Genomic DNA, 20,200 nt, shown 5'->3' on the forward strand with positions numbered 1-20,200 from the left:
CAAAAAAATGACCCCGGTGTTAAAAGAGGGTTTCACACAAAAACACAAATGTTCCCTTTAGAAAATGGGGGTGTAGGGGAATGTTTATAAGCAAGTTTGTTTTTGTGTGAAAATTGTTGAGAACATTCAGAGAATGCAAAACTGTCGTACATTATGGCAGGTTGGTGATGGAGTTTTTTCTTAAGAAGGTTATCTTGAGGATAAAAGAGCAGTATCATGAAATCAGCCTTATCCGTATTTAGACAAAAACTTCATCTCGCATTCACCATCGTTTTATGCTTATTTCTGACAACTTCTACTTATGCTCAAAGGGAGCGGAAGATCCGGAAGAACGTTCCTTTGGACTCTATTGTACTTAGTGATCCGGCTATTTTGGCGGACCAGAAATCACAGATGTACTACATGACGGGTACGAGAGGAAAACTTTGGCAAAGCGGAGATCTGAAAACCTGGGATGGACCCTATGATGTAACCGAAACAGACCCGCAATCCTGGATGGGTCCAAACCCTATGATCTGGGCCGCTGAGCTTCATATGTATAATGGCAAATACTATTACTTCGCCACATTTACCAACCGGGATGTGAAAATTGATACCGTGGCAGGAAATGTAATTGAACGGCGTGCGAGCCATGTATTGGTGAGTGATGATCCGGAGGGGCCTTACAAACCAATGGAAGATCCGACCTATCTGCCGGCAGATATGCCAACACTCGATGGTACATTCTGGATCGATACGGACGGAAAGCCCTACATGGTCTATTGCTATGAGTGGTTGCAAAACCTCAACGGTACCATTGAGAAAATTGAGTTGAAACCTGACCTGAGTGGTTCAGTGGGAAAAGGAAAATTATTGTTTAAAGCAAGTGATTCTCCCTGGAGCAGGGAAAAAGATGAAAACGGAAAAGTTGTTCCCAATAAAGTAACGGATGGACCTTATTTATTTCGTACGGGAACCGGGCGTCTGGGAATGATATGGACGAGCTGGAAGTATGATGTTTATATTCAGGGAGTTGCTTACTCAGAGAGCGGCACACTGGATGGTCCCTGGATCCATGAAAAGGAGCCTATCACTCCACCCAATTTTGGTCACGGAATGTTATTCCGGACCTTTGATGGAAAAGACCTTATGGCCATTCATAGTCATAAGGTGGTGAATGGAAGGTATCACCGGGTTCCCCATTTATTTGAGGTGGATATGTCAGGAGACAAGTTGGTTATTGTGGGGCTGTACAACCCAGATAAATGAAACTTTGGTAGAAGGGGTATTTTTAAATATCTTGACAAAACCTGACTTTTCGTCGGAATTAAAGGCGGCATTTTGTAATTTGAGATAGGATCAATTCACTAAAGAAGTCATGGAAAAACCTGTAGGACTTACAAGGGATGTAGGTTACCAGTTTGGCCTGCGGAAAACTTTCCCCCGCGGCAGTGAGGAAATGTGGGACCTGGTTTTTTCCAATAGAGGCCTGACTATTTGGCTGGGCAATCTTGAGAACGACCTGGAGGTTGGCAAACCTTACAAAACCACTGAAGGGATTGAGGGTGCAGTTCGGGTATTTAAACCTTATTCTCACATTCGCATAAGCTGGAAAAAGCCTGAGTGGAAAAACATGTCTACGGTTCAGGTCCGGGTCATGGATACCAATGGAAAATCCACCGTCAGTTTTCACCAGGAAAAGCTGCAGGATGCTAACCAGCGGGAAGAAGTCAAAAAGTACTGGAATGAAAAAATGAATAACCTTGTCCGGGCTTTTATGTAAATCTCAAACTAACCTCAATGGATAAACCTTCGCCTGTTATTTGGATCAACCGCATTTTTATGTTGAGGCTCGTTTTGTTTGGCCTTTCATTGATCATCTCCGCCGTTGCTTTATTTTTAGTAAACGAAAAAGGAGTATTTACCAGTCTTGCCGATCTGATCTTTTCCCAGCGTAAACTCGAAAATCCCTATTTTGATCCTCGTTATTCTATTGGCTACCTGATCGGCTCCTTTGGGGTGTACACGCTTCTGATTTTCTTACAGTATTTTTTCCTGGCCAGGAGGAAAAAGCTTGGTTTCTGGATAACCTTTGTTTTTGATATTTCAATGACCATTGCCGGAGCCAGGATGCCTTTTATGCAGTTGATCGTTTTGATCCTGGCATTGAGCAGTCAGACTGGCGATTACTTTGATAAGCAGACTATAAGACATTGACCGCTGTATCGAATATAATTTAAACCAAATGATTAGCCCCTTATCCCTGGGAGCACGACAGTTTTGCGAAAAAACGTTATAAGAGGTTTTCACACAAAAACTCTTATCCCTTCTGACGATACTTGCTTTTCAGCGTATTGATCTCACGTGTCAGTTTTACATTGGCATGCACCAGACTGTAAAGCTCCATCACTGCTTCCAGCGGATAGTGCAGCTTTTGGGCCATCTGCATACAATAGCTGATCTCCTCATCAAAGATCTGTCCGTCCACCTTCATGAGGTGTACCAGGTTATACAGACAGTCAAACCGCTCTTCTTCGCTAAGCTCATCCAGATTATGGATTTCCGTAGGATTGTCGAGCAACTCCTGAATTTCTTCGTTTGTGAGGCCATGAGAGGTTCCGATCTTAAAAATAAGATCATGTTCTCTTGCGTCAATCTCACCGTCACGTGCAGCGAGATTTACCAGGATAGATACTTGTTTCTGTGACATGGGCTGGTTCTTTGGGATGACTAATATCCCCTTAACCAGCCAGAAATAAAAAAAGTCTCCTGAAAAAAAATCAGGAGACTAGATTGAGTAACCTCTTCAGATTACGTTTGACTTGCAAAAAAGGAAATTAAACTTTGGTAAGGTTCCTTATGATCTTATAGAAACACTAAAGCCGGAAAAGGTTGGAATGACTCTAATTTTTTTCATTCAGCCGGCAAAGGCAGGGAACACCGTTCGCACATTTCGTTTCTGCATAGGAATCTGAATCCTTCTGCCAATAGTATTTTTCCTAAGTGGTCCACAGATTTTTGGATTGATCCGGAACTATGTTAACCCCTGGGGTCAGTCCAGGAAAAAACGCTGCTTTCTCTGTGGTTAATTAAGTATTAGGGGGAAATAGCGGAATGAGTATCATGCTTAATTCAAGCCGATGGAGTGGGAAGGTGTTTTGAGAAGAAACTGATTAAGGAAGAGGAGTGGCAGAATTACCTATTGGAGTATTGGCATACCAAATTAAGCGAATTTTCAAGTTGCCACCCTCTTCCTAAAATCATCAACCTAAGAGAAATATGTACTTCGTACACATTAAAGATACTAAGTCCCTGATTCAATTTTTTGAGGGCGATGGGCTATTGAGATGAGCAAAAAAAGTCAAGTGACTGAAAATCAGCACTTTGACATTTATTGAGTCAACGAAAAATACCCAGTTTTATGGATAAAAAATACCCAAAACTGGGTAGACTAAAAATTCACAATTTGATGCTGAATGGCATACCTTACCAGGCCGACAGCATTCTTGGATTCCGTTTTTTTCATCAGACTTTTCCTGTGTGTTTGAATGGTTTGCTCGCTGACGAAAAGTTGTTGGCCTATTTCCTTCATGGTAAGTTCCTGGCAGATGAGTTCCAGTATCTCCACCTCACGCTTTGTCAGGTTTTTATGGATTTCTTCAGTATTTACAGGTTCTGCCCTTCCGGACTTTACTTTTTGGTACAGAGCGCTCGCCACAAGTTGATTGTAATAAAAGTCATTGTTAATGACAGAAACGATAGCTTTCTGGACTTCTTCGGGATTAGCTGTTTTAAGCAGGTAGCTATGCACGCCCAGCTCTATCAGCTGTGACACTACAGATAATGAATCATGCATAGAAACCATGATAATAGGCACTTCGGGGTAATTTTTCAATACCCTTCGGGAAGTTTCCCACCCATCGAGTACCGGCATATCCAGGTCCAGTAGCATCAGGTCAAAAGCGTCTTTTTCCAGCAGGTCCAGAGCCTCCTGTCCGTTGCTGGCATCCATTACACCTTTTACTTCAGGAAAGCTATTGAGCATCATAACCATACCTTTCCTGAAAAGGGTATGGTCATCCACTACCAATACATCAACCGAGTTTTTCTGCATAAGTCAAATCCGCTGGAAACTAAATTTAAGAAATATGCGTCAAATCTAAACATTCCACAACCAGAATCACCCCAAATGGGTTGAATACGTATGTTTAAAAAGCTACCGGTTTTTTACCTTTTGGTTTTTGTGTTGGCCTGTAACCCGGACAAAAACAGAGAGGCAGATCTCAAAGAAATCCGTTTCAGCACCACCGATGCCTCAGAGCTCTTTTTCAAAAATATGAGGAAATCGAACTATGATCTGGAGGAAAACCGGCAGGCGGGCATGGACCTTTACACCCTGGAGCAGCTGACAAAATCGGGCCTGCCCCTGAAACCCATAATTATTATTAGCTGGCGGACAGATAGGGCCTTTTTCCACTTTGAAAATCAGACAGACGAGGAGGCCCTTATCATTTTGGCAGGCGCTGATACCATTTCGTTTGACGGAACCAATCAAAAACAACATGCATTACTCGCAACATCAATGTACAATGCCATTTTGAAGGATAAACCCCTTGCTTATTTAGAAGATGGTAAGCGAAAGGATTTTTTTACAAGTGCCAAACAGGCTGAATCCTTTCGCATTATGTTTTTTGATTTCCTAAGGCTCGTTGAGCTACGTTGATTGTCACTTGCGTGACCAAGTCGTTTGATTAAACAACTCCGCAGGGTTTAGGTAAGTATATCCTTAAAAAAACAAATAACCATGAAGAGCATTTTTACAATAGCAACCTTAGTGACAGCAATCAGTGTGTCAGCACAGCCCAGTGATACGCCCTATGCGTGTAGTGCGGATGAGATCGCATTTTTTGGAAATGACCTGGTGAGCTATTATGAAGATGACCAGCCTCTAAAGGGGAAAGAAACCTATGCATTGAACTATGACGGTCTCAATCTTCAGTTTGCTTCGGCGGAAAACCGAGAGAAGTTTAAGAAAGATCCTGATAAGTATATCCCGGCATATAATGGCTGGTGTGCTATTGCCATAGCAAACGGAAACCTGGTGCGACCGGATTTCAATCACTACAAGATCCAGGACGGAAACCTTTTGTTTTTCGAAGTACGAGCCTTCTTCAATGGTAAGACTTTGTGGGAAAAAGATCCTGATATCAACAAGATCGTGGCTGATAAAAAGTACCGGGACCTGCAAAACCCCGGAAAATAAACATTTTAAGACTCACGAGATTTTAATACACGCATTTTTGATTTTAGCTCCTGGATGGTTTCTTTTGACAGTTCCATAAAGATCCTGAAGCTTTCGTTAGCATCTAACTCTTCGTGAATGAGCATGTCAAATGCCTTGTTTTGTGATTCCTGGACTTCCCGGATGTGCCTGGTTACCTCTTTGCTTGTTTTCATTAAAGGCAGCTTCTTTTTGATGTCCATCAGCACTTCATAGAATACATCCACCCGGTCTTTCTTTTTCTGCTTTTGCCATTTGGAGAGGGAAATGACCCCTGAAGTCACCGCGATAATCACGGAGAAGATCACGCCGAACAGTTCGGCATAGCGCTCATACCATTCGGGCTCGTCCCGGTCAAGGTATTGACGTGCACCCTCATGCAGGGGGAAGTTAAGCGAGCTTCGGTCAAAATCCTCCGTCATGCCTTTGAAAATCAGCGGGCTGATGTTTACAAAGGCTTCTTTTTCTTTAAAGATAGTCGTGATCATATCATTGACCGGTACAGCACGCATATCCGAACGTACAACCAACACAGCATCGGATGAAACTGTCAGAACCGCTTCAGGAGTTTTATCACCGTATGTACTGGCCGGAATGACGTACGGCCTTACGCGAGGATACTTGAGAGAGATGGCATCAGCGATGGAGCCACCAGGATATTTACTAACCTCATCAAAAGAATAGATGCGAAAATCCTCGAGCCCCAGCAGATAATTATCCGGCAGGATGTCACTAAACCCTGCAAAAACATCATACTCATCAAATGGATTACCTGAAATGGTAACCTGGTCCATATCGATGTGGAAAAAATCCATCAGATCCATCATGAATCGATAAGAGCCCGACCCTTCATTACCTATAAAAATGGTTTTACCCTCAACCAGCTCCCGAAAGGTTGCAGGCTGGTAGTTTTCTTTATGAAAAACATGAAGTATCTGCGGGTAAAAAACCAGTACTGAGTTGACTCCTTCCTGAAAAGGCACGTGGTTTTCGGTGATCGTAAAATCCACCTTTCCGGAGGCCACACTGTCTACATTGGCTACAGATCCCGCTCCTGCATTATTGATCAGGATGATGTCCACATTGTAGTTGCGTTCCAGCACCTTTTCCAGCGCTTTGGTGATATCCCCTATTGGCTCTTCTTCACTGTAAATGATAGTAAAAGGTAGTGTAGTGGGGTTGCATGAGCAGATGATGAAACCCAGTAACGAAAACCCGATAAGTTTTAGAAAAAGACGTTGCATCTGAGGCAAAATAAGCACAATGATTGAAACCCAGGGTAAGATCATTCGATATAAGTTTTGGTATTGTCTGGCAAAAGACAACATTTAATAGGCTTTATGACCATAACTTATTTGAGAATTACTGAAAAAATACAAAATCTTTAGTCTTAAACCGCTTGGGAATTAGTTATGCACTCGTAAATTTATATTATTGAATTACTTTTGCGTATCTTTCATATATTGAACTACATCCTCAATGAGCAAGTTTCCTTTAAAGGATAGATTAAGCTACAAGTTTGATAACTTCATATCCAAGGGCACCGTCTCCATGATCTATGGGCTGGCCCTTTTCACCTTGTTTACCGTTCTTCTCTTTACGGTCTTGCTGATACTGGCTCGCGTCCACCCTGACCATGACAAGGATTTTACCATTTTTGATTCCATCTGGATCAACATGACCCACATCCTGGACCCGGGTACGGTGGGCGAACACCAGGATAACTGGCCTTTTATGAGTTTCATGATGGCTGTGACCATCATCGGGCTGATCGTCACCAGTACATTGATCGCCCTTATTTCCAGCGGGGTCCTTTCCAAGCTGGAAGACCTGCGTAAGGGGCGATCGTTTGTGATCGAGAAAGGCCATGTTCTGATCCTGGGCTGGTCGTCAAAAATATTTACCATCATTTCCGAGCTCGTCATTGCCAATGAAAACCAGAAGGAAGGAGTGATCGCTATCCTGGCCGATATGGATAAGGTGGCTATGGAAGACGAGATCAGGGATAAGGTAGGAAATACCAAAAACACTAAAGTGATCTGCCGTACAGGTAACCCTATTGACATCCATGACCTGTACATTGCCAATCCATTTGACACCAAGTCCATAATCATCCTGGACAAGGACAATGAAAACTCCGACTCACAGATCATCAAGACGATCGTAGCAATTGTAACTAATCCCGAACGTCGCAAGGAACCGTATCACATTACTGCAGAGATGGAGGACAGGAAGAACCTGGAAGTGGCGAAAATGGTTGGTCAGAATGAAGTTGAGCTTATTTTGTCAGATGAGATCATTTCCCGAATCATGGTCCAGACCTCCAGGCAGTCCGGGCTTAGCGTGGTATACATTGAGCTCATGGATTTTGATGGGGATGAGATCTACTTTATGGAAGAACGCTCGCTGGTTGGCCGACCTTTCCGCGATATTCTGTTTGCCTATGAAGACTCGGCCATCATGGGTATCCAATATGCAGATGGTCATGTGGAGATTAACCCGCCGATGGACACTATTTTCAGAGAAGGTGATCGAGTCATTGGTATTACCGAAGATGACGACACGCTGGTCCCAAATGCGCCGGAGTTTATAGAGCTGGAAGAAAACAAAATAGTATATACCGAGCCGGAAACACCGGAAGCAGAAAAAATTCTGATTGTTGGCTGGAACAATCGAGCCAGGTATATCATTAACGAGCTTGACTATTATGTTCCTCCGGGCTCTCATGTGCGGGTGGTTTCCAAGTTTGATGATGCCCAAAAGGCTATTCGGAGACTTCAAAATGAAATCCAAAATATCTCTCTTGAGTTTGAGGTAATGGATACCACAGATCGTTCTACCCTGGAAAGTATGCACCTGGATGGGTATGATTACATCATTTTGCTTTGCTACCAAAACTACTTTCCGATTCAGGAGGCGGATGCTCAGACGCTTATTACCCTGCTTCACCTGCGAAACTTTACCGAAAAGAGCGGTGAGAAATATAAGATCGTCTCCGAGATGCTGGACATCCGAAACAGACAGCTGGCTGACATTACCAGCGCAGATGATTTTATCGTAAGTGACAAGATGATCAGCTTGCTGATGAGCCAGGTAGCTGAAAACAAATTCCTGATGCGGGTATTTGAGGATCTTTTTGACGCAGAAGGCTCCGAGATCTATATAAAACCAGCGAAAGATTATGTGAAGCCAGGCGAACCTATGAATTTCTATACCATTCTGGAATCAGCTGCCAGAAAGAACGAGGTGGCTATCGGTTATCGAATAATCAAAGAAGCAAAAGATGCTTCAAAAGGATATGGAGTGTATGTAAACCCTCCGAAATCCAACATGTTCACTTTGTCGGCTGAGGACATGGTGATCGTGCTTTCCGAAGACTAAGCTTGCATACCTTATAGCCGGCTAAGCGCCTCCCGGATCTGCTTCATCGCTTTTCGGCGATAGATCTTTGTGCTGTGGCTGACTTTTGGCATAGCCTTCAGGTAGTCAAGCACGACCGACTTTTGATCTCCGTTTAGCGTCTTCACTTTTGAGATGATTTCACTTTCGAGTTTTGACTGATACATGATTTTGGTGGTTTACTGTCTTCAATATAATCTTTCAAGGTTATTGAAGGTTTAAACCATTATTTAATTATCATTAATTAACCTGCTTTATATCCCCTTTTTTCGATTTTGTGATTTTGCCTAAAAAAACTATATCTTGATTATTAAATTCAAATAAAGTACATACATGTCTAACCTATCCAAAAATGTGAAAGACTTTGTCGAGAAGGTGCGGCAAAGAAATCCTCATGAGGAAGAATTCATTCAGGCAGTTACGGAAGTGGCAGAAACCATCGTTCCGTTTATAGAATCCAATAAGAGATACAAAGAAGCGAACATCCTGGAGCGTATGTGTGAGCCTGAACGCGTGGTGATGTTTCGGGTTCCCTGGGTGGATGACCAAAACCAAATTCAGGTAAACAGGGGCTTTCGCGTACAGATGAACTCTGCAATAGGACCCTACAAAGGAGGTTTGCGTTTTCATCCGTCTGTCAACTTATCCATTTTAAAATTTCTGGCCTTTGAGCAGGTTTTAAAAAACAGCCTCACAACTTTGCCGCTGGGAGGAGGTAAGGGAGGAAGTGACTTCAACCCTAAAGGCAGATCAGATGCGGAGGTGATGAGATTTTGCCAAAGTTTCATGACGGAGCTTAGCAAACATATCGGAGGGTTTACGGACATTCCTGCAGGGGATATTGGCGTAGGAGCAAGAGAGATCGGTTTTCTTTTTGGCCAGTATAAAAAAATACAGAATGAGTTTACCGGGGTGCTTACCGGAAAGGGGCTGGACTTTGGCGGAAGCCTCATCCGTACAGAAGCCACAGGCTACGGGCTGGTATATTTTAGTCATGAAATGCTGGAGGCTCATGGTGATGGACTGGACGGTAAGGTGTGCGCCGTTTCCGGAAGTGGAAACGTAGCTCAGTACACTATAGAGAAGCTTATAGAACTTGGCGCCAGGCCAGTGACTGTTTCGGATTCCGGGGGGTGCATTTATGATAAAGACGGCATTGATACCGAGAAGCTGGAGTTTATCAAAGAGTTGAAAAATATAAAGCGTGGGCGCATAAGTGAATATGCCGATAAATTCAAAAGCGCGGAATTTCATGCAGATGTCACTCCATGGAATATTAAAGTAGACCTGGCATACCCCTGTGCTACACAAAATGAACTGCCCCTGGAGGATGCCAAAACGCTGGTAAAAAATGGGTGCAAGGGAGTTTTTGAGGGAGCCAACATGCCTACCACCGAGGAGGCACACGGTTTTATTCGGGAGAAAAAACTTTTATTTAGCCCCGGTAAGGCCTCCAATGCCGGAGGTGTGGCTACCTCAGGATTGGAAATGTCGCAAAATGCCCAGCGGCTTTACTGGACCCGTGAAGAAGTGGACTATCGACTGAAAATGATTATGAAACGCATCCACAACAACTGCGAAGAGTACGGCCGTGTGGATAAGGGCTATGTGGACTATGTTAGAGGAGCCAATATAGCGGGATTTGTGAAGGTGGCCGATGCTATGATTGCACAAGGTGTGGTATAACAGGGTGGAGGTATTAATGCTAACAGGTAAGGGAGCTAATCATGCTCCCTACTTTATTTTACAATCTCCTTTCTTTTGAACAGGCATGAATTATCTTTGTCGCAAAAACATCTGAGAAATATGTTAATGCTAGGTTTTATTCTTGTCCTTTTTGTACTTGCTATTATCTGTCCGGTCATCCTGCCAAATGAAAAAGTGAGCGATCATAAAAGGGATCACGTATAAAAAACAGGATCAAGACAAATTAGTCTGTATTTGGTTGTACGATTAGTTCGTCCGTATCTACATTGAAACACAAAAGGTTTCCCTGACCTTCCCGATCAGCATACACACATCCATTATCCAGGGGCAGCACTTTATTTTTTTCTTCTATCTGTGTACGAATGTAGTTCAGCGTGTAAGGGAAATGTCCGTGGACTACCGTTTTGCCCTGAGCTTTGGAGGAATCATAGTAAAACTCACGAATATTGATCATAGCCTCCGTCCCCAGAAATGGATTCGCCAGATTGAAGTCAAATCCTGCATGAACGATGATGAAATTGTCAAGGATAAAATAATGGTGCAGTCCTGAGAAGAAATTCAGATACTTCTGTTTTTCCTTCTCTTTAAGCTCAAAAAAATCTGTATTACTTACTTCGGTCAGTCGTTCGCGAATGGCTGCACTGCCTTCTTTGAGGTAATTAAGAACCATCAGGTCATGGTTGCCCAGCAGTGGAAACAAATTGCAGGTATCCTGCAGGCCGATCACATAATCCACTACCGCTTTGCTCGAAGGACCTTTGTTTACATAATCTCCCAGTAGGAAGAGCTGATCGTCTTTTTTCAGGTGTAGGTTGGTGATCAGGCGCTCCAAAGTCTTCTGGCAGCCATGTACATCACTTATGACTAATCTTCTGCCACTATTTCTGGTAACAACTTTACCTAGTGGGTTTGACATTTAGTCTTCTGTCTTTTTCTGGCTTTCTTTACGAAAATCAATGAACGAGATAGCGGCTCCAAAAGCAACCAGGAAAATGACAATGTTCACAAACAGATCAACTCCATCTGTTACGGCTGGGTTTGTAATATCCATATCTTTGAGTATTTAGTTGCGAATATAGTTGTTTTGAGAGACAAGATAAACCTCAAAAAGAATAAGCGATGGAAAAAACGGTGCTATTTAACAGCAGGGCAGAAATGGAGGAGATTTTGAGCCCCAATGAAATCCGACAGATCAAAATCAATGATGTGCTTTTTAATATTGTTTGGACCGGCTCGTCATCAGTGTATGTTTTTGAAACAGGATGTCCACACATGAGTTACCCACTCAAAAAAGGCCGCATAAATGCCTTTGAGGAAGTAGTTTGTTCCTGGCATAGCTATCGGTTTAGCCTGAAAACAGGAGACGAGTCTGCTCAAAGGTGCCGCCCGCTAAAACTGATCAAAACACAATGGAATGATTCCGGACAGCTGGAGCTGTTGACTTAGGAGATGCTGAAGAACCGCACTATGGAAACCAGCCAGTCGGCGATGGATTGCGCCACTTCATTTCCGGCACCACGACCTATGACGTAAAGCACGAATAAAAAGTAAAATGTAAGCAAGAATACCGCTTTGCGACGACCAATATAGGAACCGATAATAAAGACGATCAGCACAGCAGCAGTCAGTAGCCAAAGTAAGAATCGGAGCTCACTGCTCAGGTCTACCATCTCCGGAGGCATGGGTATAGGGCCGTAAAGCAGGGTAAAAAGGAATAATGGGAACCCCAGCGCAAAACAGATATCAAAAATATTGCTACCCAGTGCATTGGAAATCGCGTCATCGTACTGGCCTCTTTGAGCATCTTTGATTGAGATGATCGTATCAGGAAAGCTGGATGCCGCCGAAGCAAGGATCAATGCTACAAACATCACTGGAATGTCCAGTCCCTGAAATTCACCCAGGTATGGAACAGAATATGTATCAGCTCCTATCCACTCGCAAGCCAGCACCAGAAGATAACAAACAGCTGCTATCGAAAGTGTAGCAAAGACCAGTAGTGTCCAGGCATTGACATTGTTTATTTTATTCTTCCCAATAAAAATCCGCTCAAGGTCCAATGTAATCAGTCCTAAAAAAAAGGGTTTTTGTTTGCGCTCCTCATTTTCAAAATCTTCCTCCTGGATATGGCTATGCTCCAGCAGCTCTTCACGCTCGCTTTTATCCATAGACCAAAACATGTAAACGATGTACACTACATAGACCAACATGAGTAACAGTCCGTGGTACCAGTCCAGTAAAGACCCACTGATCAGTACGATAAAAATAAGCTCAGCTATGAGAAGAGAGATTCCATCTCTGAGCATCACTTTTTTTGAAACCCTCACCTTTTTAGTAAGACCTATTCCTACCACAGCCAAAACGGCCACCGCCGGAATGACCATGCTATTGAAAATGGCCGAGCCTGCAGTGGTTCCGATACCTCCGGAAAACCCTTCAGCGTCCCTCATCACAAATAAGAAAAAGAGAGATGTGAATACCTCAGGCATGGAGCTTGCAACAGCGTTAATTGTAGCTCCACGAACACCATCAGACAGGTTTCTTCCTATGTATTCAGATGCTGTCATAAATCCGTCACCCGCACGCCAGATGACAACACAGCAGATCGTAATAAGAATTAAAGGAATAACGATACCCATTTTAGGCGCGGTTATGGTGGAAAAATCAAATTGCTATAAGCTGAAGGTGGGCATTGCCAAAATTTATTTACTTTCTGCAATATTGGATAAATTCTTTAAATAATAACATTTCAGAGCGGAAAATTTCATAATTGAATATGCGCAATCAATTGCACTACGACTAAAAAATAATGATAAAAAGAGGGAGGATTAAACCAAAGTGGATCTTTTAAGATTCTCCAATTCGTCTAAAAAGGAAACCCCTCCAGATTCAACGCGAACCCTAAGTGCCTGAAGCCCATTGACTCCCTGTAATTCTTCCAGCTCTATTCTTTCTATTTCAGGGTGGACCATGCCCTTAAACTGCAGGTATTCGAAATATTGTATGTATTCTTTTGCATCACTATTGTCAGAAAAAACCACAGCAACCTTGCCTGGCTGGGTAAGACGTTCCTGAGTGTCCCTGATCTTGATTTTATCAATACGTTTTTTGACAATTTCATACCGCATGTTATAGGCACCGTCTACATCAAACTGTTTTTCATCCATTCGGAAACGTACCGAAAGTGGCTGGCTATGCACCAAAACCAGGTGTGTAGTCTCCAATGGCACAGGCAGCTTGTCTTTTAACGCATTGGTCCGACGTGCAATCTCGATAGTTGCCAGCAGCTGCCATAGTCGCAGGTTTTTGAGATGTAGTTTGCTGAACTTCTTACGCTGGGTTATGCTCCCACCAATATAAGCGTTATACTCTATGCCATCAGTTTTGTACTTTTCGAAAAAGTGAGGAAATACCTTTTGTGCTTTTTCCTGTTCCTGATCCAGAAATGAGGAGATGGTTTCATTGAGTGTTGTCAGGCTTTCTTCAAAGGCTTTTCGTTTGTCGTAGACCACTTTCAGCAAAGGATCCAGCTGATCCCAGTATAGCCTGGAGATCGTTTTGAAGTCCTCTTTCTCATTTTCCAGAGAAAGGATCACAGGCTCCAGTTCCTCCCGTATAAACCGTAAAATTGAAGATTCATCACCAGAGAGTAGTCCTTTTTTAAGGTTGGACACTGAGCGGTTTATCTTAAAGATCAGCTCTCCCAGCAGTGGAAACTCCTCTTCGCCTGCAGTCTTTTCCAGTACTTTTTTGGCAGCCTTAAGCTGTGTGGTCAGATCACCGATGATGGCTTCATTTCTGATGATGGAGGAATTACGGATGTCAGATGCGGCATAAAGGGGGTATATGTTGTTAAACACAATCTCCTCTGGTTCCGGTTTTTCACCTTTTTCCTCCTGATCCAGAATTTTATACGCGGCGTCCGTAAATTTCCACTCTACAGTAGGGTGTATGGATGTATAATGCTCTTTGATGATCGACTGAATGCGATTATCCAATTCTTCGGAGTTTCGCTTTACGGCCACAGCAAATAGCGGAATTACCTCGTTTAGCCTGGCCAGCGTAAAAGCGCTAAATGCTCCGGGTCTCGGACTCCCCACTTCCAATACACCTACCAATTCGTCTCCAATGAGCAGCGGAGTAAAAACAATGCTCTTAAGGTTGTTTTGAATCTGGGATGCATACGAGCTGAAAATGGGATCTTCCCGAAGGTCCTTTACGATGTAGGGTTCCCTGGTAGCCAGCAATTTTTGATTTACATTAAAAAATGGCTCCAGGTAATTACCTTCCTGATCTGTCATCAGGCTATGTCCACCCTTGTTTTTGATTTTATAGAAAGATTTTTTTCGTTTTTGATAGATGGTGATGCCGAGTTTGATTTCGGGGTTCTCCAGCAACGAGCTAAAGTTTTTTTCCAAAAATTCAAAGCCTGGTTCCAGAGTGATACTGTCTTTTTTTAATAAGACTTCCTTGATCTGCGAGATAACCACTTCCCCTGTATCTTCTGTCATAGTGTATATCCCAAACCCGACAAACTCAAAAAGATCCGGAGGCAACTGCGCCATCAGGTAATCCGGATCACTTATATGGTCCACTACCTCCTGAAGCTTTTCTTCTGAAAAATCCGGCAACTTCCCCTTTGCCCGTATATCGCAAAACCTGGGGTTAAGAGAAAGTTGATAATACCTGGTAAGTCCGTTTTCTTCCTTCATACTGAGCAGAAAATGGCGGAGCTTAGGAGAGTCCACCTGGTAAAACCTGGCGAGGATGTATTGATATGCAGATATCAGCTTGTTTCTTGACATTTCTTCGTGAATAGACTCATCCACCATGTTTCCGATACATCCTGCCCTGTCTATGATTTCGTGAAATTTCTTAGATCCATAGAAATAGTCCATTGAAAAAGGCTTGAAAGCCGCGTGAATTACATCATCATCCGCAGCAGGAGGGAGAAGCGCACTCATCAGGGACTCCACGATCTGCTTGTGTTTTTCCAAAACGGACATGTCGGCGATTTCTCCCTGGAGTTCCGGGTGTTTTTTAGCTTCTTGTACCAGCTTTCGAGCGTTGGCAGCCAAAATGGGGTTGGGGTTTTTCTGCTGCTCTTCCCAAAAACTGATGATGCTGTCTAAGGTGAGTGTCGTTTTAAAAGGAAAGGTTGAATCCATTGTGCTTTCTTCCAGGATATAAAATTAGATACGATTGTATGAGAGCATGGTTTGATTTTCCGGGCTTGTCCACGCTACTTTGTTGATCTTTAACTAATTTTCGCTCCAAAAAACTCCCAACCATGTACATTAATTTGTCAGGCTTAAATATTTTGGTGACCGGTGCCAGCCGTGGTATCGGCAAAGCCGTGGCCACTAAGCTTGCAGAGGCCGGAGCTACGATAGGCATTCACTATAACAAAAATGTACGCGAAGCGGAGAATCTTGCCCACATTTTGGGGAATGAATCCAAAGCCTTTCAGGCGGACCTTTCTAAGCCCGATGAAGCATCCAAGCTTTTTGAGCGGGTAATTTTAGAAATGGGCAGTGTAGAGATCCTCATCAATAACGCCGCAGTAGCATTGTCTACACCAATTACAGCTAAAGATGAAGACTGGCTTAAAGCCTGGGATGAAACTCAGATGGTCAATCTACGCTCGGCCGCAGTACTTAGCAAAAAGGCAGTGGAGCACTTCATCAAGAGAAAGTCCTCGGGCCGGATCATAAACATCAGCTCAAGAGCCGCCTTTCGCGGAGATACAGCGGAGTATTTAGCGTATGCTGCGTCTAAAGCAGGATTGGTTTCATTGACCAGATCCATTGCGAGGGCATTTGGTAAAGACGGTGTAAAGGCTTTTGTCGTGGCGCCGGGCTTTGTGCGTACGGATATGGCCAAAGAATTTACAGAGCAGTATGGAGAGGACCATACGAAGGGAGATATAGCACTGGAGCGGCTGACCGAGCCTAAAGATCTGGCGCCGCTGGTCACATTTATTGCCAGTGGTATGGCAGATCACTGTACAGGAGCTACTTTTGATATCAATGCAGGGAGCTATATGCACTAAAGTTTTCACAAATAATTTTCATATCTTTCAGTTAGGAAAAAGTATATAACATGGATAATTTTCAAAATCACCTCCGTTCACTCATTCAACTTGCTATCGCCGACCAATCATTTGATGAAAGGGAAAAGATGCTCATTCACAGTATTGGCAAAGCGAATAAGATCCCTGAAACCGAAATAGATGAAGCTATTGCGGAGATCATGCAGAATAAGGGTGAGTTTAAACTTAATTTTTCAGCGCTTTCGTATGATGAGAAGTTCGAATATCTTTATAACATAATCCAGCTTATGAAGATTGACAACAAGGTCTTTTTAAGCGAGATCCGTTTTTGCGAGCAAATAGCGAAAAAGCTGGGTTTTGATCCCAAGGTCGTAAGCAGAATGTCAGAGAAGGTTTATGCGGACCCCAGCATTACTGCGGATAAGGAATCCCTGAAAAGGGCCATTAAGAAATTTGAATTGTGATTATTTAATTTGCTACTCTTGGTAGCTCGATCTATCTTTATTTACTTTTTATATCTGATCTTTTTAATAACGCTATGAGTATCAAGTCCCAATTAAGTACCCTCATTCAACTAGCCAAGATAGACGGGGAGTTTGCCGGAGAAGAAAAGAGCCTGATCCTGATGATAGGAAAAGCCAATGGGCTTTCTGAAGAGAAGGTGATGGATCTTGTGGACAATCCGGAACCACTTCCGCCACTTTCTACCATGACAGAGGAAGATCGTTTTGAGTATCTGTACAACATCGTGCAGCTAATGAAGATAGATAGTCAGGTATATCTGAGTGAGATCAAGTACTGTGAGGAACTTGCTGAAAAGCTGGGATTTAAAAAATCCGTGATTTCTAAATTGAGCTCGAAGGTCTTTAGTGACCCCATGATCACATCAAATCGAGAGGCGTTAAAAAGAGAAGTAAAGAAATACCAAAACTAAAAATCAGCAAGCCTCGCTAACGAGGCTTTTTTTATCACCAAACAAACCCAGCCCGTATGCAAAGCTTTGAATGGAGGCCTGTCTCGCTTAGTGACTGGGAGATGTTAACAGGAGTCAGACAACAGTTTCATCAGGCCATTCAAAATGTATCTGCCGTAGGACGGAGGTTTTCCCCGCCTTCCAGACAGGATGTACATGCTACTCTGACATGGGTGCCTGGATTGTCGAGACTGGCAGGTAGCTGGGTGGAGGGTAATATTACCTTCCGGAGCTCTATTAGCTTTGATTCTTTTTCTATTTTTCTTGTAGACAAGAAAGTAGCAACGCTTTCTGAGTTTACACTGGAGGGGAAGACCTACCGCCAGCTAATGCTCTGGCTTGAGGAGCAGATTGGGAAATTTGGGTTGGACGCTTCAAATCTGGTGATGAAACTGCCATATGAGCTACCGAATATGGTTCGAAATAATGCCAGCCCATTTCAGATAAGTGACATGCTTTATGCAATGGAGCTGGGCAGGTACTTTCATAACACTTACATTACCCTCAGAAACCTGAAGAAAGAAGTCCAGGGAGCAGAAATAAGGGTTTGGCCGCATCACTTTGATATGGCAATGGATCACATTATAAAGAATTCCGGTGATCCTGAAACCACTACTAAGATATCCCTCGGTATGTCGCCGGGAGACGAGTCTTCGAATATACCTTACTTTTATGTCAACACCTGGCCTCATGTAGATGTAAACAGGTGTGGTGACCTCACTAACGGGTCATGGGTTTCTCAAGACTGGACGGGAGCTACACTCATGGCTGAAGACCTGCTTTCTGAAAAGTCAGGAGAAATACTGGAGCGATTTTACCGTGAAGCTTCTGAGCAGCTAATCAAGCAACTGACGGATTAGAGCTTGTGGCTCTATCTTAAAGTACTCTTCCAAACGGGCGAAAAACTCGTCTTCATTTAATATGGAGTGCTCAGCATGATCTCCACTGAGGCTTAGCTTTAATTTTCGGTCTGTTAAAGTCACCCTGCCTTCCGGAAATAACCGGGTGATCAGTTTCTGTCTGGTGAAATGGGATTCTGGTGACTCCTGGTGAAAGTTACACCTTGGGATAAATTCGATCAGTTCACGAGGTTTTAATTCAAACTGATAGACAGACTCGTAGTTGGAATTATCTTTTGAATGTTTTAGGATCCAGTGCGCGTCAGGGGTTTGTTCAAACTTGTAGTAAGAAGTATAATCCAGCTGAGGCTGAGAGCAGATTTTTTTCGGCTCCACAAAGCTTTTACCAAACCCTACATCTACAAGGTAATTCTCATCTTCCCATACCAAAGCAATGGCCATGTGATCAAATTCAGGGGAAAGCTCTCCATTATTAAATACCCGTGCAGAGATCAGGTACACCTGATACCCAAGTTGGTTGAGCAGGTGGTAAAAGAGCGTATTCAGCTCATAGCAAAAGCCACCCCTTTTCCTCCGGATTATTTTTTCAAAAAGAGATTTCACTACCAGGACAATTCTTTTATTGTAATGAATATCCAGGTTTTCAAACGGGATCGTATGGAGGTGTGCCTTGTGTAGTTTTTTCAGGTACTTCAGGCTCTTGCTTTCCAAAGGAACCTTTATCCGCTCAAGATATTCCTTTACGGGGATTTGCTCCAGCTTTGGTCTGGTCTGGAAGTAATTAAGCTTACTCAACTGCCGGTAAGTTAAAAGCCGCTCTGAGATGAAGGATAAAGTTTTTCAGTCCCTCCTGCCAGCTTACTCCCGTATCCCAATAGTCACCCGTGTGAATATCCCGGACAATCGTTTGTTTGATGTAGTACTTACACACGTTGGCATTGACAGGGATTCGAACCAGTTTTTGCTGACCTGAGTCGTCATAAATACTAGCTATATAGTCCGTTTCTGAAGGGGTGGTCTGGTAGTTCAGTATCTTTTTGATGGATATGCCTGAGCTGATTACTGGCATAAGTGCATATTGGTATCCCTGCTGATAAAGTGCATCATTGTCAGGATCTGTCACTATCTCGTACCTGAAGGGATACATTTCCATAATAGTCTTCAGCTCATCATTCATTTTCTCAATCTCCTTATTGTATGCTTCGATCCGGGCGGCTGCTTCCTGATTCTGGATATTCTCAGCAGAGATCTTTTCAAAGGCTACTACGGCTACCGGGAGCGATTTCAGCCTGCTGGGGAAATTTTCCAGGCGATTACCAGTGAAAACGGCCAGGTCATCCAGGTATTCGGGTCTTTCCGGGATCAGAAAATTGGTTCGCTCCAGCGCCTGACGCAGCACCTGTCTGCCAAGTCTGAGAAAGAGTCGGCTAAGCTCTGCACTCTCCTCCATCCAGGCAAGCTGTCCGTGTGGCACCTTCCCGTTTTCACCAAGAGGTACTACGGTCATGGAATAGGTTTCATTGGGGAGTTTGCCTTTTTTGCGTATACAAAGGAGGTTTGTAACCTTGCGGGAAGCCAGAATATCCTGATAAGCGCTTTTGATCTCGGGGCCTGCGTTGAGGTCGTCAAAGTAAATGTAGGTCACGGCATCTACTCCGATCTTCCGGAAATTTTTATGAACTTCCCTGGCCAGCTTTTTCCAGTCGCCCCTTACTTCATATCCTTTCTCATTTTCTGTGGGAACTTCTATCACTACCACAGACCGACTCCTTGTAATGTCTTCAGGAAGATTATTTGTTTTTACCAGGTATTTTGGCCCACCGATATTTATAATATCAATCTGCTGAGCAAGGCAAACCTTTGTTGCGAAAAAGAGTAAACAAATACAAAAAGCCCTGATGTAGACCATAATCGTTTTGGGATTTAAATTTATATATTAACCAACAAAG

Annotated in this window: 22 protein-coding genes; 12 read left to right on the forward strand and 10 right to left on the reverse strand. The window is 43.3% G+C overall.

The features are described 5' to 3' along the window. Window positions 1-216 precede the first annotated feature (216 nt). The 3 genes from AC3E9V_RS00330 to AC3E9V_RS00340 all read left to right on the forward strand — a co-directional run bounded on the left by AC3E9V_RS00330 (window position 217) and on the right by AC3E9V_RS00340 (window position 2,196). Window positions 217-1,248 carry a glycoside hydrolase family 43 protein gene (locus AC3E9V_RS00330; RefSeq protein WP_488751184.1) on the forward strand — a complete coding sequence of 344 codons (1,032 nt, stop codon included), beginning with the start codon at window positions 217-219 and terminating at the stop codon, window positions 1,246-1,248. 109 nt (window positions 1,249-1,357) lie between these two features. Further along, complete coding sequence (locus AC3E9V_RS00335; RefSeq protein WP_488751185.1) at window positions 1,358-1,762, forward strand: SRPBCC domain-containing protein; 405 nt, start codon at window positions 1,358-1,360, stop codon at window positions 1,760-1,762. A 17-nt stretch (window positions 1,763-1,779) separates the two neighbouring features. After that, the gene (locus tag AC3E9V_RS00340; RefSeq protein WP_488751186.1) at window positions 1,780-2,196 is read left to right on the forward strand and encodes a hypothetical protein; all 417 of its coding nucleotides are present in this window, start codon (window positions 1,780-1,782) and stop codon (window positions 2,194-2,196) included. A 103-nt stretch (window positions 2,197-2,299) separates the two neighbouring features. On the opposite strand, the gene AC3E9V_RS00345 is transcribed toward AC3E9V_RS00340, so the two are convergent. Both AC3E9V_RS00345 and AC3E9V_RS00350 read right to left on the reverse strand, forming a co-directional pair. Further along, window positions 2,300-2,689 carry a tellurite resistance TerB family protein gene (locus AC3E9V_RS00345; protein ID WP_488751187.1) on the reverse strand — a complete coding sequence of 130 codons (390 nt, stop codon included), beginning with the start codon at window positions 2,687-2,689 and terminating at the stop codon, window positions 2,300-2,302. A gap of 741 nt (window positions 2,690-3,430) precedes the next feature. Next, window positions 3,431-4,093 (reverse strand): response regulator, encoded by a 663-nt coding sequence (locus AC3E9V_RS00350; RefSeq protein WP_488751188.1) that lies wholly within the window; start codon window positions 4,091-4,093, stop codon window positions 3,431-3,433. A gap of 90 nt (window positions 4,094-4,183) precedes the next feature. Between AC3E9V_RS00350 and AC3E9V_RS00355 the strand changes: the two genes are divergently transcribed. Both AC3E9V_RS00355 and AC3E9V_RS00360 read left to right on the forward strand, forming a co-directional pair. Further along, window positions 4,184-4,702, forward strand: coding sequence for a hypothetical protein (locus AC3E9V_RS00355; protein WP_488751189.1), 519 nt, complete (start codon window positions 4,184-4,186; stop codon window positions 4,700-4,702). 81 nt (window positions 4,703-4,783) lie between these two features. Then, the gene (locus tag AC3E9V_RS00360) at window positions 4,784-5,242 is read left to right on the forward strand and encodes a YHS domain-containing (seleno)protein (RefSeq protein ID WP_488751190.1); all 459 of its coding nucleotides are present in this window, start codon (window positions 4,784-4,786) and stop codon (window positions 5,240-5,242) included. A gap of 5 nt (window positions 5,243-5,247) precedes the next feature. Here AC3E9V_RS00360 and AC3E9V_RS00365 read toward each other — a convergent pair whose 3' ends face one another. Continuing rightward, a complete protein-coding gene (locus AC3E9V_RS00365; RefSeq protein WP_488751191.1) occupies window positions 5,248-6,549 on the reverse strand; it encodes a TAXI family TRAP transporter solute-binding subunit in 1,302 nt (433 codons plus the stop codon). Between the two features lie 190 nt (window positions 6,550-6,739). On the opposite strand from AC3E9V_RS00365, the gene AC3E9V_RS00370 reads away from it, so the two are divergent. Next, on the forward strand, window positions 6,740-8,641 hold the full coding sequence (locus tag AC3E9V_RS00370; RefSeq protein WP_488751192.1) for a CASTOR/POLLUX-related putative ion channel: 1,902 nt from the start codon (window positions 6,740-6,742) through the stop codon (window positions 8,639-8,641). Window positions 8,642-8,652: 11 nt separating this feature from the next. Here the strand turns inward: AC3E9V_RS00370 and AC3E9V_RS00375 are convergent, their stop codons facing one another. After that, a complete protein-coding gene (locus AC3E9V_RS00375; RefSeq protein ID WP_488751193.1) occupies window positions 8,653-8,826 on the reverse strand; it encodes a hypothetical protein in 174 nt (57 codons plus the stop codon). A 166-nt stretch (window positions 8,827-8,992) separates the two neighbouring features. Here AC3E9V_RS00375 and gdhA point away from each other — a divergent pair, with 166 nt between their 5' ends. After that, the gene (gene gdhA / locus AC3E9V_RS00380; protein ID WP_488751194.1) at window positions 8,993-10,345 is read left to right on the forward strand and encodes an NADP-specific glutamate dehydrogenase; all 1,353 of its coding nucleotides are present in this window, start codon (window positions 8,993-8,995) and stop codon (window positions 10,343-10,345) included. A 244-nt stretch (window positions 10,346-10,589) separates the two neighbouring features. Here gdhA and AC3E9V_RS00385 read toward each other — a convergent pair whose 3' ends face one another. Further along, window positions 10,590-11,282, reverse strand: coding sequence for a metallophosphoesterase (locus tag AC3E9V_RS00385; RefSeq protein ID WP_488751195.1), 693 nt, complete (start codon window positions 11,280-11,282; stop codon window positions 10,590-10,592). After that, window positions 11,283-11,417, reverse strand: a complete 135-nt coding sequence (locus tag AC3E9V_RS00390; protein ID WP_488751196.1) for a hypothetical protein — start codon at window positions 11,415-11,417, stop codon at window positions 11,283-11,285. A 68-nt stretch (window positions 11,418-11,485) separates the two neighbouring features. On the opposite strand from AC3E9V_RS00390, the gene AC3E9V_RS00395 reads away from it, so the two are divergent. Beyond that, window positions 11,486-11,812, forward strand: coding sequence for a Rieske (2Fe-2S) protein (locus AC3E9V_RS00395; RefSeq protein WP_488751197.1), 327 nt, complete (start codon window positions 11,486-11,488; stop codon window positions 11,810-11,812). On the opposite strand, the gene AC3E9V_RS00400 is transcribed toward AC3E9V_RS00395, so the two are convergent. Beyond that, a complete protein-coding gene (locus AC3E9V_RS00400; protein WP_488751198.1) occupies window positions 11,809-13,005 on the reverse strand; it encodes a sodium:calcium antiporter in 1,197 nt (398 codons plus the stop codon). The genes AC3E9V_RS00395 and AC3E9V_RS00400 overlap by 4 nt on opposite strands. Window positions 13,006-13,194: 189 nt before the next feature. After that, window positions 13,195-15,534 carry a GAF domain-containing protein gene (locus AC3E9V_RS00405; RefSeq protein ID WP_488751199.1) on the reverse strand — a complete coding sequence of 780 codons (2,340 nt, stop codon included), beginning with the start codon at window positions 15,532-15,534 and terminating at the stop codon, window positions 13,195-13,197. A 122-nt stretch (window positions 15,535-15,656) separates the two neighbouring features. Here AC3E9V_RS00405 and AC3E9V_RS00410 point away from each other — a divergent pair, with 122 nt between their 5' ends. The 4 genes from AC3E9V_RS00410 to AC3E9V_RS00425 all read left to right on the forward strand — a co-directional run bounded on the left by AC3E9V_RS00410 (window position 15,657) and on the right by AC3E9V_RS00425 (window position 18,251). Continuing rightward, window positions 15,657-16,418 carry an SDR family NAD(P)-dependent oxidoreductase gene (locus tag AC3E9V_RS00410; protein ID WP_488751200.1) on the forward strand — a complete coding sequence of 254 codons (762 nt, stop codon included), beginning with the start codon at window positions 15,657-15,659 and terminating at the stop codon, window positions 16,416-16,418. 50 nt (window positions 16,419-16,468) lie between these two features. Continuing rightward, entirely contained in the window at window positions 16,469-16,882 is a 414-nt protein-coding gene (locus tag AC3E9V_RS00415; protein ID WP_488751201.1) for a TerB family tellurite resistance protein, read from the forward strand. A gap of 74 nt (window positions 16,883-16,956) precedes the next feature. After that, complete coding sequence (locus AC3E9V_RS00420) at window positions 16,957-17,352, forward strand: tellurite resistance TerB family protein (protein ID WP_488751202.1); 396 nt, start codon at window positions 16,957-16,959, stop codon at window positions 17,350-17,352. A 56-nt stretch (window positions 17,353-17,408) separates the two neighbouring features. Further along, window positions 17,409-18,251 carry a hypothetical protein gene (locus AC3E9V_RS00425; protein WP_488751203.1) on the forward strand — a complete coding sequence of 281 codons (843 nt, stop codon included), beginning with the start codon at window positions 17,409-17,411 and terminating at the stop codon, window positions 18,249-18,251. On the opposite strand, the gene AC3E9V_RS00430 is transcribed toward AC3E9V_RS00425, so the two are convergent. Both AC3E9V_RS00430 and AC3E9V_RS00435 read right to left on the reverse strand, forming a co-directional pair. After that, on the reverse strand, window positions 18,228-19,046 hold the full coding sequence (locus AC3E9V_RS00430) for an arylamine N-acetyltransferase family protein (protein ID WP_488751204.1): 819 nt from the start codon (window positions 19,044-19,046) through the stop codon (window positions 18,228-18,230). The two genes, AC3E9V_RS00425 and AC3E9V_RS00430, sit on opposite strands and share 24 nt — an antisense overlap. Beyond that, entirely contained in the window at window positions 19,039-20,160 is a 1,122-nt protein-coding gene (locus tag AC3E9V_RS00435; protein WP_488751205.1) for a hypothetical protein, read from the reverse strand. Before AC3E9V_RS00435 ends, AC3E9V_RS00430 begins: the two co-directional genes overlap by 8 nt. Between the last annotated feature and the right edge of the window lie 40 nt (window positions 20,161-20,200).

The sequence above is a fragment of the Marinoscillum sp. HNIBRBA16962 genome, from assembly GCF_057801515.1.